Raw genomic sequence first — 14083 nt, 5'->3', positions numbered from 1 at the left:
TTGAAAAAAACAAAAGACAACAAAAAAGTAATTTACTGGTTACTAACTGGTTGCGTCCTAATATTTATTATGGTTGTTGTGGGCGGTATTACAAGATTAACCCATTCTGGTTTATCAATTACTAATTATAAACTTATTTCAGGAACGCTGCCCCCAATGAATGAAACCGAATGGCAAGAAGCGTTTGATCTTTATAAGCAATATCCTGAATATCAAAAACTCAATAATCATTTTTCGCTAGAGGATTTTAAAGATATCTATTTCTGGGAATGGTTTCACCGTGTTATTGGTAGATTTATAGGGATTGTTTTCATAATTCCTTTTTTGTATTTTTTAATCGCTAAACAGCTTACCAAACCCACTATAAAAAAAGCCATTATCCTTTTGTGCTTGGGTGCTTTTCAAGGTTTTTTGGGTTGGTACATGGTAAAAAGCGGTTTGGTTGATAATCCAGATGTAAGCCATTACAGATTAGCTGCCCATTTAACCACGGCCTTTGTAACATTTGCATACACATTTTGGGTCGCTTTGGACTTAATATTTCCTTCGAAAAAAGATATCAATACCTCTTTTAGGAATTTAATACGTTGGGGACTAGCCATTTTGTTGCTTCAAATCATTTACGGTGCTTTTGTTGCAGGTTTAGACGCTGGTTTTATACACAACCACTGGCCCATGATGAGCGAAGGTAAATTTATGCACGAAACGGTTTATATTGAGCAAAGTCCGTTATACAAAAACTTCATTGAGGGCAAAAGTGGCGTACAATTTGTTCATAGAATGTTAGCGTATGTAGTCGTCATCTTTATAGCTGTTATCTGGTACAAATCCAAAAACCTGACACTTACAAAACACCAAACTTTAGGAATAAATAACCTATTAATTCTAGTAGGTATTCAATTCTTATTAGGCGTTTTAACCATTCTTTTACAAGTGCCTGTTTGGTTAGGAGTTGTTCACCAAGTTGGAGCCTTTTTTCTGTTAAGTGCCATGACATTTACACTACACAGATTTAGCAAGTAATATAAAAAACATACATTTGCAATATAATTTTTTACAATGATTTACAGATTTAGAGTTATTCTTGACAATGATACCGAAGATGATGTGTTTCGCGATTTAGAAATCCGTGAAACCGACACCCTTGAAGATTTACATAATATTATTACCCAATCTTTTGGGTTTGATGGTACAGAAATGGCATCATTTTATGTTAGTGATGATACTTGGGAACAAGGAGAAGAAATCTCTTTATTTGATTTAAGTGACGATAATTCCGCAAGATTAATGAGCGAAACCCTTATCAATGATGTGGTTCATGAAATAAGTCCAAAACTAATTTATGTATACGATTTCTTTAGTATGTGGACATTTTTTGTGGAGTTAGCTGAAATTGTAGAAGAATCCGAAGGGATAACCTACCCTAACGTCATGTTTGTAAAAGGCCAAGTGCCCGATGATGCGCCACAAAAATTGTTTGAAGCAGATGATTTTGATGATGATTTTGATGAATTTGAAGATGATCTAGATATAGACGATTACGAAAATCTTGATTTTGATGAAAACTGGAATTAAATGTTCAGTTTATTAAAATCCTTTTGGATTGACGTTTTCGTAATTGTTAGTCAAAAAGTCTAAAGCATTTTTAAGAATTTCCCCCATAGATTGGCATTTCAGAAACTTTTCATCTTGAGTATATTCGTAAATTTTTCCTTTTAATAAATCGACGTTTTCAGGCTTAGAAATCACATCTTCTGCCATACATTCAATAAGTTCGTCAATCCTTCCATGAAAACTTTTTAAACGTTTTACCAAAATAGAACGTTCTTCAATTTTATACTGGTCTATGGAAAGTCTTTCAAAACATTCCTGAACCAATTCCACCATTTTAAAATTTTCCTTAAAAAACTGGGGCCTATAGATGTTAAACTTTCCTTCGTAGGATTGTTGATCAAAATCAATCGCCCGCAATTTATAAACCACATGATCAAAATCGTGGGTAGGCACAATCACATAATTATACGAGCGCATATCGCCCAAAAGGCGTATCATACAACGTTCGTTAAACTTAACAAACTCTTTGGCTATTTGTGATTTTTCGCTTTTGGTACAATGCGGCAACATATCCTTTATAAACACATCGCCAGGAATACCTGCTATGTGTTCTTCAATCAATGTATTGTTACTTACCAAAAAATTAAGATTGTAAGGTGATAACATGTGCTCAAGCTCTAAACCATAAATACGCGAAGCATCTGCCGTTTTCACATAAAAATATGTGAAATTATCATTCAAAATATTCCTGACTTTTATTCTGAAAGGATTAGAATTTCCAAATGTACAATAATCAATAGCATCGACATTTAAGAATGGAATCGTGTTTTCATTGCCATCGGAATGTAAAATGGTGTAAACCTTTTTTAATGATAAATCAATTTCCTTTCTATCAAACTCATTATAATATACACGAACCCACAACGTATCAATATCTTCTTTATCATAAACCACCACCGAACCTTGAAATCGCTTCAAGTCATCATAAAAAATAGGCATTTTTATATTCCTATTATACTCTGAAAGATACTTGTGCAATTTAGAGTTTATAGGATAAGAAGGTTTTTTCTTGGAAATCTTTAAATCGTCCATACATATTTATATGACTCAAATTTAATGCTTTTTAAAATACCCATGTAACAAAATATACTAACTATCGTCATACTTTTATAACTAACCTAGCTGTACCCTGATAACTATCAGGATTAATCAGTTAAAAATTAATGTACTTTGGATTCTATACTAACCATTAGCAATCTCACTAAAAAATTTGGCTATTTAACAGCCGTCAACGATTTATCCTTTACCATAAACAAAGGCAATGTTTACGGTATTTTGGGACCTAACGGTAGCGGAAAATCAACAACATTAGGTATTGTATTAAATGTGGTGAATAAAACATCTGGCGATTTTAAATGGTTTGATGGGAATACGACCACGCATGATGCTTTAAAAAAAGTTGGCGCTATTATAGAACGTCCTAATTTTTATCCTTATATGACCGCTGTACAGAATTTAAAATTGGTTTGCAAAATTAAAGGTGTTGATGAAAGCAAAATAGAAGAGAAACTTGAGATTGTGGGCCTTTTAGAACGAAAAGATAGTAAGTTCAGTACGTATTCGTTAGGCATGAAACAGCGTTTAGCCATCGCCTCTGCCCTATTAAACGACCCTGAAATTTTAATACTTGATGAACCTACTAACGGATTGGATCCACAAGGTATACATCAGATTAGAGAGATTATTAAACAAATTGCAAGCCAAGGAACAACCATATTATTGGCATCTCATCTACTGGATGAGGTTGAAAAAGTATGTTCTCATGTAGTGGTATTGCGAAAAGGAGTCAACTTATACTCTGGACGTGTGGACGAGATGATTTCCAGTCATGGTTTTTTTGAATTAAAATGTAGTAATATCGAAGCATTGGTTAAAGTTCTGGAAAATCATCCCTCATTTGCAACTATTAAAGTTAATGAGCAACTCGTAACAGCTTTTTTAAATGAACCCTTGAAATCTGAAACATTAAACAAATTACTTTTTGAAAAAGGGATTGTTTTAACACATCTTGTTCAACGTAAAGAAAGCTTGGAAGAGCAATTTTTAACATTAACCAACAACCAATAACATGTACAGACTACTGAATATAGAATTACATAAACTAAAACATAGCCGGTCTAGTAAAATTTTAATCATTACCTATTTTGTTTTATTAACCTCTATTGCGCTTGTGGCTGCTATTAAGTTTGATATTGGCCCCATAAAATTTCATTTGGCTGAAATGGGTATTTTTAATTTCCCATATGTATGGCATTTTAACAGCTACATTTCTGCTATTTTTAAATTATTCCTTGCCATTGTCATCGTGTCCATGATGTCCAACGAGTATAGTAATAAAACCATAAAACAAAATTTGATTGATGGATTAAGTAAAAAGGAATTTATCTTATCTAAATTTTACACTGTAATATTACTCTCCTTAGTTTCAACCTTATTTCTGTTTACAGTATCGTTGGTTTTGGGATTGATTTTTTCAAGTTATACAGAATTCAGTATCATTTTCTCTGACTTGGAATATCTGTTGGCCTTTTTTGTAAAACTAGTTGGTTTTTTCTCTTTCTGCTTATTTTTGGGCATTTTGGTTAAACGATCTGCATTTGCACTAGGGTTTCTTTTAGTTTGGCAATTTATAGAAGGTATTGTATTTGGTGTTTTAAGGTGGAATACCAATCCTGAAATTGCTAGTACCATAATGCAATTTTTTCCTTTAAATGCAATGTCAAACCTTATAAAGGAGCCCTTTACGCGACTAAGTGCCGTACAATCGGTGGCCAATCAGATAGGCGAAAAATTTAATTTTGATTACGCTATCCATTGGTATGAAATAACTATTGTAATTGGTTGGACTGCCCTATTTATATTTTTATCGTATTTATTATTGAAAAAGAGGGATTTATAATATCTTTAAAGGCATTTGCCAACTAAAGATGAAATACTTCATATCCCTCTTATTCTGTTTTTCAAGCATAACCCTATTTGCTCAAAGTGAAGCTGCTAATTGGTATTTTGGTTTCGGCGCGGGCATAAAATTTAATCAAGCCAACAGTACAATTACATCTTTAGATGATGGTTCGCTTATTACTTATGAAGGTTGTACTTCTATATCAGATGATACCGGCAATTTATTATTTTACACAGACGGAACCACTATTTGGAATAAAAATCATGAGGTTTTGGCTGGAGGGCTGCTTGGAGATAGCTCTAGCACACAGTCTGCCATTATAGTTCCGAAACCAGATAACCCCAATATTTATTATGTATTTACGGTTGGTTCTCAATTTAATAATACGGGTTTGCACTATTCGGTTGTTGACATCACTTTAAATAATGGTTTGGGAGCTGTTACCGATTATAACATAAGATTGCTAAACGCTAGCTCAGAAAAAATAACAGCGGTTCTAAAAGACTGTATTTCTAAATCCATGTGGGTAGTTTCGTTTGCTTCTGCTGACGGAAATACAGATAGGTATAATACCTTTCATGCTTTTGAAGTTAGTATTAATGGTGTAAATAGTAATTCTGAAAAATCGACTTTTCCAATTGATATAACAGACCCCAGGGGTTATTTAAAACTATCACCAGATGGCACTAAGATGGCTTGTGCCAATTTCACATCCAATAACACCAACAACATTACGGCAGATAGATTATTTTTATATGATTTTAATACAGCTACTGGCATAGTATCCAACCCCATTAGTCTCTCAATAAACTCTCAAAACAATTTTCCTTATGGATTGGAATTTTCACCCAATAGTAAGTTATTATATGTACATTCCTCAAATGCATTTCAAAGCAATAGTTTTGATTTAGATGATGATCCTACTAACCATCGTTCTTCTTTAGTACAGTTTGATTTAACGCAAACTAACATCCAAACTTCTCAAGTGATTATTGATGATAGACAATTATATAGAGGCGGCTTGCAATTAGGACCCGATGGGAGAATATATAGAGCTTTAACAGCTACTTATCAAGTAGGACTGCCTTATTTAGGTGTTATAAATAACCCCAATGATGTTGGTACGGCTAGTAACTATCAGCATAACGCAATAAATCTGTCCCCAAATGAATCTTCACAAGGACTCCCCCCTTTTATTCAATCATTATTTAATACACAAATTGACATCATTAAGAATGGAAAAAGTGACATTAGTTTAGCCCTCTGTGATGGTGATTCATACCAACTAACTTCTGAAAACATATTAGGCGCTACCTATACTTGGACAAGAGACAAAATGTTATTACCCAACAATACTTTTGATTTATCGGTGACCTCTAGTGGACATTATGAAGTACTCATAAACCCCAATAATGGGGATTGTGAAATTGAAGGACAAGCCTATGTGTTGTTTAATCCTAACCCAACCGTTGAAAACAAAACATTAATTCAATGTGATGAAGATGGTTTAAAAGACGGTATTACAGCTTTTAACCTATATGAAGCTTATAATGACCCCTCCAATGGAGCTGCTTTAGCTTATAATTTTTTTACTGATATAGCTGGGACTATGGAAATTGATGGTCATTCTTATAAAAATAGTTCTAATCCTCAAACAGTTTATACGAAAGCAACAAATATAGATACTGGCTGTTTCTCTTTTTCGGAATTGACTTTAGCAGTTAGCTTAACGGATGTTAACGATAGTGTTTTATCTCCTGTATGCGATGATGATGGCGTTGAAGATGGGTTGCATGTTTTTAATTTAGATGAAGCCAATGCCGAAATATTGGATGGAATTCCTGTCATAGACTTAGACATATCATACTATGAAACTTACGAAGATGCGCTTCTAGAGGTCAAAAAATTAGGTGTTAACTATACAAATACGCAACCATATTTTCAAACCATTTATGCAAGAGTAGAAAACTCAAATGCTTGTTATGGTATCAGTAAAGTTGATTTAATCGTGAATAAATTGCCTAATATTCAACTTACTGGTAAAGATTATTACTGTTTAAATAAATCACCAGAATACATCACCCTTGATGCCGGTGTTATAGATGATAATCCAAATAATTATACCTATTTATGGTCCAATGGAGATACAAACTACCAGACTCAAGTAAATGCCGTTGGCGATTATACTGTCACAGTGACCAGCAAAATGGATGGATGTAGTAAAACCAAGACTATTAACGTGGAATCTTCAAATATCGCCACTTTTAATGATATTAAAGTAGAAGATGTCACAGAGAATAATACCGTAACAGTTTTAGTAACTGGTGAAGGTGTTTATAATTATGCGTTGTATGATTCTCAAAATAATGTATACAAACCTTACCAAGACAGTAATATGTTTGATGAAATTTACCCTGGTATTTATACCGTTTATGTGAAAGATATTGAGAATAATTGTGGCGTTGTAGATAGTCAAGTATCCATAATTGGCTATCCAAAATTTTTCACCCCAAATAACGATGGCGTTAATGATAGTTGGCAAATAATAGGGGTATCAGATATGTTTCAGCCAAATACCAACATCACTATTTATGATCGGTTTGGAAAATTAATTAAACAATTAGATCCTTTAAGTGAAGGCTGGGATGGCAGATTTAATGGACAAAGACTACCTTCAGATGATTATTGGTTTTCTGTAAAACTTCAAGACGGACGTGTATTTAAAAATCATTTTACATTGAAATATTAATTTCATTGACTTCACAAAATATAAAAAAAAACGCTTTTCATCGTTTTTTTTTGCATTTCATCTAAAATAGATGTAATTTTCGCGTTTTAAATTGCTATCAAGATCGTTTTACCCAAATAACGCTACATGATTAGAAACCTATATTTTTATTTTGCTATGCTACTTTGTAGCGTTTCCATGTCATATGCACAAAAAATTACAGTAAACAATCCAAACAGCCTAGAAGATTTAATAATTAATAACCTTGTAAATGGTTGTGTTGAAGTTTCTAACATTACATCGTCCGTTAATGGAAGTAACGATGGGATTGTAAGTTACGGTGAATTTAATAGGGCAAGTTCAAACTTCCCTTTTGAAAATGGTATTATGCTCTCTACTGGAAATGCCTTATCTGCCGGAAATTCTTCAATAACAACAACACTTAGTGAAGGGTCTACTGCTTGGGGATCCGACCCTGATTTAGAAGCTGCTTTAGGAGTTAGCAATACACTCAATGCTACATCCATAGAGTTTGATATTATATCAGCATCAAATCAAATTCAATTCAATTATTTATTGGCTTCAGAGGAATATGAGGGTATTAATTCGTGCCAATTTTCTGATGGGTTTGCTTTTTTAATAAGACCCACTGGAAGTGTAGCACCATATCAAAATATAGCATTAATTCCTAATACAAATATTCCAGTAAATACAGGAACTATTCATCCCCTACTGGCACCAAATTGTCCTGCGGTAAACGAACAATATTTTGACGGCTTTGATATAGGTGACACAAATTATAAAGGAAGAACAACTGTATTAACGGCATCTACAACCATTATTCCTTATGTGCAATACCATATAAAATTAGTAATTGCTGATCAATCTGATCAAACTTTTGATTCTGCCGTATTTATTGAAGGTGATAGTTTTAATATATTAGACCTTGGTGAAGACATTGCAACCTGTGCCAGTTCCGTTGTTTTAAATGCTGATATCCAAAATCCTTCCGCTACCTATAGATGGTTTTTAAACAATGTTGCGCTTATTGGAGAAACTAATAGTACATTAAATGCCATTCAAAGCGGCACTTATAAAGCTGAAGTTTCAGTTCCGTTGGGGGCTACTTGTGTAGAGGAAGATGAAATTGTCGTCGTTCTCAATACAGAAGAAAGCATCAACCCCATTTCTACTTTCGAATTATGTGACGATTTAAGTGGTGATGGTTTTGAAACATTCGATTTATCAAATAAAAATACCGACATCGAAAATAATATTCCGATTTCATTTACAAATCCTGTATATACTTACCATTTATCTGATGCCGATGCCAGAAACAATATAAACGCTATAACAACACCTATTCAAAACACAACTAGTCCACAACCCATATATGTTAGAATTGAAAATATAGATACTGGCTGTTTAGGTTTTACAGCATTTAATTTAATAGTCAATCCAATTCCAAATATAACACCGCCAACACGACTTGATGCTTGTGATGGGGATTCTTCACCCGATGGTTTCACTATCATTGATTTAAGACAAAAAGATGATGAAATAACAGGTGGACAAAGTAATTTAATAGTGTCATACCATACCAGTCAATCTGATGCCAGTTTTGGAAACAACCCAATAGTAACTTATATAAATGGCGCACAAGACGACATGGTTTATGTAAGGGTTTATAATCTGCAAACGGGTTGTATAAACACCACAACTTTAGATATTCATGTTGAAATAAGCCCAAATATCAATAGAGATACTCAGCGAATTGATGCTTGTGATACTGACTTAGATGGCTTTGCCACATTCGATTTAACAGAGGTTTTAGGAGATATTTTAGGAAGCATATCTGGTGTAACAACATCTTTTCACGAAACTTTTAATGATGCTGAATCTGGAACAAACCCCATTGCTAATCCTTCCAATTATGCGAATACACAGCAAAATGTGCAAACAGTATACGTGAGGGTTGAAGACAATACTACAGGCTGTCCTTCAATAGTTCCCATAGAAATTCATACCAATTTATTGCTTACAGCAACTGGTATACAGGATTATGCACTCTGTGATACGGAGGGCAATAGTGGCTTTATAGCTTTTAACTTAAATATTGTTGAAACTTATATAGCGAATAATATCCCTAATGTTACAGTAACATTTTATGACAATGAAGCTGATAGATTAAATGCTATTAACCCCATTCCAAAAAACGTAGGCTATCCCGTTAGCAATACAAGCCCTAAAACAGTATATCTAAGGATAAGCAACGGTGAATGTGAGGAGGTTGCCGATATTAGGTTGATAGTTAACCCAATTCTGCTATTTAACCCTGTTGCTCCACTAACTTATTGTGACAATGATGACGATGTTACAGATGGTACCATTAGTGTAGACCTATCTACTTTTAATGACATTGTAACCAATGGTAATACAGATTTTACAGCTACTTATTTCGCCAACCAAACAGATGCTGAAAATAACTTTAACCAACTCCTGCCCTTTCATACAGTAACTGGAACAGAAACTATTTACGTTAGAATTGAAAATATAGATACGGGATGTGCAACAGTTTCAAATTTCAATATCCAGATTATTCCAGCCCCCGATACGGTTACACTCGACCCTATTATTATTTGTGATACGGATCCAGATGGATTTTCAATAATAAATCTCAATACTATTTCTAACGATGTAGTTTCCGATCCTAGCTTATTCAATATAAATTTATTTACATCCCTTGAAGATGCAGAAGCAAACACCAATACAATTCCTGTTTCTGATAGGGCTTCATACAATACTACTAATCAAACTATTTATGTAAGGGTAGAAAATGCTGAATGTTATAAAATTGTACCTCAACAGATTATTATTAATACGTTGCCCATTATTCCTGATATAGAAATAATGCAAATTTGTGAGGATGATAATAATGGTACTGAAACCTTTTTGTTTTCAGTTAAAGATAATGAGATTTTAAACGGACAATTAAACAAAGCTGTTTATTACTTTGAAAATCAAGTAGATGCTGAAAATGGAATTACTGCAAATGCTATTGATAAGAATGCTCCATACGTTAATACATCTAGTACACAAACCATCTACGTTCGTGTGGAAAACATAACTGATCCTAATTGTTTTGCAACCGATTCATTTACTATTAGGGTTTCTTCAAACCCTGTTTATAATACTGATTTTGAAAATTATTTTATATGTGATGATGAAAGTAATGATGAAAGACATACGTTTAATTTGGGTGATAAAATTGAAGAGATTCGGCAAGGATCCCCAAATCCAAATAACCTGAATGTTACGTTTCATTTAACTTATAACGCAGCTCAAGTAGGGTCTAATCCAGTACCACTAGAATATACTAATGTGACAAATCCACAGAATTTATTTGTTAGAATACAAGGTACAGATACCCAATGTGTCGTGATAGATAACTTATCCATTAATATCATCCCTTTACCAAACCTAACTGAAGCGAATCCACTTGTGGTATGCGACACTGATTTGGATCGTTTTGATGGTGTGACGACATTTAACCTTGATAATGCCGATTATCAAAATTTAGATAGAATCCAAACGATTGTAGTTCATTACTTTGAAAATTTTGATGATATCAATCAAGAAGATGCTTTAGATAATAGTTCAGCTATCAACAATCCAACAAATTATATTTCAGATTCTAAAACCGTTTATATTAAAGTGACTAATACCATTACCGAATGTTTTTCGGTAATTCCTTTAGAACTTGTGGTTGAATCTCCACCAGTTTTCAACACTATTGGAACCCTCGAAATTTGTGATAACGACACTGATACGTTTGATTTGTTACAAGTAAACAGCATGCTTTTAGACAATCCCAGTTCGGCAAATATTTCGTACCATAATTCACCAACTGATGCTGATAACAATACAGCACCCATCGGAAATACATTCAATTACACATCAACAAACCATACTATTTACGTTAGGCTTACAAATATCAATTCAAGTTGCTACATTACTACCGATTTCAATTTGCAAATCAATCCAAATCCCATTGCCAATACGCCACCAAATTTAGTGGAATGTGATGATGATTATGATGGCATTTTTGAATTTGATTTATCACAAAATAATGATGATGTATTAGGAACTCAAAATGCCGCCATGTTTACCGTTAGTTATCATACCAATTTAACACATGCTGAAGCAGGAACTAATGTTGTGAACAGTTTGCATCCGGCAATGAATGGCGATATTATATATGCAAGATTGGAAAATAACGACACTGGTTGTTATGATATCACACAATTCACCGTTATTGTAAATCCGCTACCTGTTATAACTGTAAACGATGTTATTCCTTTATGTATAAACGATTTACCATTAATTGTAGATGCAGAAACAGGAAACCCTAATGATACTTATTTATGGTCCACTGGAGAAACCACACCTCAAATAGAATTAGGTTTGGGTGATATTGGTAATTATTGGATAACAATAACCAGAACTTATGCGAATGCCCCTGATTGCGAATCTCCTCAAAAGACATTTTCCGTTATTGAATCCGCTATAGCAGATATAAACTTTACAGCTACAGTTGATTTCTCCGATCCTAATAGTATCACGGTGGATGTTTCAGGAATTGGCGATTATGTCTATATTTTAGATGGCGGCGAACCACAAGAATCCAATGTATTTGAAAACGTTACCTTAGGGACCCACATTGTAACCGTTAGAGATTTAAATGGCTGTGCAGACATTTCCCGAGAAGTAACCGTTTTCGATATCCCTAAATTTGTCACCCCAAATAACGACGGGTATTTTGACAGATGGCATGTAGTTGATTTTACGCAATTACCTGGCACTATTGTTTACATTTATGATCGATACGGTAAACTTCTAAAAACCTTATCCCACGCATCCTTAGGCTGGGATGGAACTTATAATGGTGCCAATATGCCAGCAGATGATTATTGGTATGTTGCCAACATCGTTCAACAAGGCAATGCGTTTACCATAAAAGGTCATTTTGCCTTAAAAAGATAATGTTTTAATACTTTCTTTATCACCCATAAACAATATAAAATACTAATAAACAACATTTTAAATGATTTTTGTATATTAGTATTATTATGTCTAAACTAGATTTTTATTTATTCACTTTTATTATCCTTTTGTTCAACAATGGTTTTGCACAAAGGCCTCCCGCATTTACCTTTGATAATCAATGCTTTGGTCATACCACAGAGATTTATTTATACAATAGAGGAATAGTCGATGTTATGTGGGATTTTGGAGACCCCGTAACTGGAGCAAATAATACATCTACAGATAGAGACCCTACGCATGTTTTTTCAGCACCTGGCAGCTACAATATTACCCTCACAGGCGAAATTGCAGTAGTGGGGGGCCCGTTATCAAACCCCATTTATTCAACAGCAAACGTTACTTATATTGAAACTGTCACTATTTATCCGGTTCCAGTTGTAGAACCTTTAGTAGAGCTTGTGCAATGTGAAAATGATTTGGATGGCTTTAGCCAGTTCAATATAAATGAAGTGGCTGATAAAATATCGGCAAACGCAAGCAATGAAATATTTACCTTTTATGAATCCGAAGCTGATGCCATTTCTGGCGACAGTGTAATAACAAATTCAATTAACTATACGAATACCATCCCAAGTTCCGATACGGTCTGGGCAAGGGTTGAAAATGTTAACGGGTGTTTCAGCACATCGCAGGTCAACCTTAGGGTCGTCAATACACAAATCCCAATTACCTTCACGAGAAGCCTTTATGCCTGTGACGGTTTGGATGGCGATGATACCAATGGGGTTTCCGTATTCGATTTCAGTAGCATTCACTACGAAATTTTAAATATGTTCCCCAATCCCCAAGATTTGGAAATAAATTATTATACCATCGAATCTGATGCCCTTTCAGAAAGCAATCCCATAGAAGACATCAGTAATTACAGCAATGCCAGCTCGCCATACAGTCAAGATATTTATGTTAGGGTCGATAATAAAATTTATAATGATTGTGTTGGTCTGGGCAAACATATCACTTTAACAGTAAATCCTTCACCTGAATTTTATATCGAGCCAAGACAAATCCTTTGCGTATCTGATCCCAATCACAGTTTGGTTCTAGACCCAGTTGAGAGTAGTTCCCAAGAGGCATTCAACTATTCTTGGACCCTAAATGGTAACATTATTGCAACCTCACCAACACTCACCGTTGACAATCCCGGCGATTATTCAATCACTTTAACAAAGACAGATGGAACCGGGTGCTCAAGAACCGAAACTGTTTCTGTTGCAGCCTCTGAAATAGCCAGTATTGATCAAAGAAATATCAATGTAGTCGACCTTTCCGAAAACAACTCCATCACTATTACAAATTCCTCACTGCTAGGCGTGGGCGACTATTGGTTCGCATTGGAATCCAAAGATGGACTGGTATCATATCCTTATCAAAACGAACCCGTTTTCAATAACTTAAAAGGTGGGATATATACGCTTCTTGTAGAGGACAAAAATGGTTGCGGAACGGCAACCTTGCCAATTTCGGTCATTGGCTACCCTAAGTTCTTTACCCCAAATAACGACGGCATTAACGACTTTTGGCAGATTCAGGGCATTAATGCGCTTATCCAGGCAAAAACCAATATCTATATCTTTGACCGTTATGGGAAACTGTTAAAACAGCTAAGTCCTTTAGAGAATGGCTGGGATGGTACTTATAACAGCTATGCCCTAACTACAGATGATTATTGGTTCAAATTATCATTACAAGATGGAAGAACGGTTTTGGGACATTTCGCTTTAAAACGATAACAC

General features: G+C 34.4%; 8 protein-coding genes. 7 read left to right on the top strand and 1 reads right to left on the bottom strand.

Annotated elements, in window-relative coordinates; translation table 11 throughout:
• Positions 1-1023, top strand: coding sequence for a COX15/CtaA family protein (locus CDH49_RS13705; RefSeq protein WP_100616143.1), 1023 nt, complete (start codon positions 1-3; stop codon positions 1021-1023).
• A gap of 36 nt (positions 1024-1059) precedes the next feature.
• Complete coding sequence (locus CDH49_RS13700; protein WP_100616103.1) at positions 1060-1575, top strand: IS1096 element passenger TnpR family protein; 516 nt, start codon at positions 1060-1062, stop codon at positions 1573-1575.
• Between the two features lie 12 nt (positions 1576-1587).
• Here CDH49_RS13700 and CDH49_RS13695 read toward each other — a convergent pair whose 3' ends face one another.
• On the bottom strand, positions 1588-2646 hold the full coding sequence (locus CDH49_RS13695) for a hypothetical protein (protein ID WP_100616102.1): 1059 nt from the start codon (positions 2644-2646) through the stop codon (positions 1588-1590).
• Positions 2647-2784: 138 nt separating this feature from the next.
• Between CDH49_RS13695 and CDH49_RS13690 the strand changes: the two genes are divergently transcribed.
• From CDH49_RS13690 to CDH49_RS13670, 5 genes are all read left to right on the top strand, one after another.
• Entirely contained in the window at positions 2785-3681 is an 897-nt protein-coding gene (locus CDH49_RS13690) for an ABC transporter ATP-binding protein (protein ID WP_100616101.1), read from the top strand.
• Between the two features lies 1 nt (position 3682).
• Positions 3683-4513: an ABC transporter permease gene (locus CDH49_RS13685; protein ID WP_100616100.1), complete on the top strand. Its 831-nt coding sequence runs from the start codon at positions 3683-3685 to the stop codon at positions 4511-4513.
• Positions 4514-4541: 28 nt separating this feature from the next.
• Complete coding sequence (locus CDH49_RS13680) at positions 4542-7265, top strand: T9SS type B sorting domain-containing protein (RefSeq protein WP_100616099.1); 2724 nt, start codon at positions 4542-4544, stop codon at positions 7263-7265.
• Between the two features lie 126 nt (positions 7266-7391).
• On the top strand, positions 7392-12287 hold the full coding sequence (locus CDH49_RS13675; RefSeq protein WP_100616098.1) for a T9SS type B sorting domain-containing protein: 4896 nt from the start codon (positions 7392-7394) through the stop codon (positions 12285-12287).
• Between the two features lie 86 nt (positions 12288-12373).
• Entirely contained in the window at positions 12374-14080 is a 1707-nt protein-coding gene (locus CDH49_RS13670; RefSeq protein WP_100616097.1) for a T9SS type B sorting domain-containing protein, read from the top strand.
• The last annotated feature ends 3 nt before the right edge of the window (positions 14081-14083 follow it).

The organism is Confluentibacter citreus (assembly GCF_002807055.1).
GTDB classification, from domain to species: Bacteria; Bacteroidota; Bacteroidia; order Flavobacteriales; family Flavobacteriaceae; genus Confluentibacter; species Confluentibacter citreus.
The sequence above is the reverse complement of the archived record's forward strand: the minus strand, read 5'-3'. Positions and strand labels throughout refer to the sequence as shown.

What these genes read in the sequence shown, in the direction of transcription:
- CDH49_RS13700 (WP_100616103.1), top strand. Translation starts at nt 1,060, where the DNA reads ATGATTTACAGATTTAGAGTTATTCTTGACAATGATACCGAAGATGAT.
- CDH49_RS13695 (WP_100616102.1), bottom strand. Translation starts at nt 2,646, where the DNA reads ATGGACGATTTAAAGATTTCCAAGAAAAAACCTTCTTATCCTATAAAC.
- CDH49_RS13685 (WP_100616100.1), top strand. Translation starts at nt 3,683, where the DNA reads ATGTACAGACTACTGAATATAGAATTACATAAACTAAAACATAGCCGG.
- CDH49_RS13680 (WP_100616099.1), top strand. Translation starts at nt 4,542, where the DNA reads ATGAAATACTTCATATCCCTCTTATTCTGTTTTTCAAGCATAACCCTA.
- CDH49_RS13675 (WP_100616098.1), top strand. Translation starts at nt 7,392, where the DNA reads ATGATTAGAAACCTATATTTTTATTTTGCTATGCTACTTTGTAGCGTT.
- CDH49_RS13670 (WP_100616097.1), top strand. Translation starts at nt 12,374, where the DNA reads ATGTCTAAACTAGATTTTTATTTATTCACTTTTATTATCCTTTTGTTC.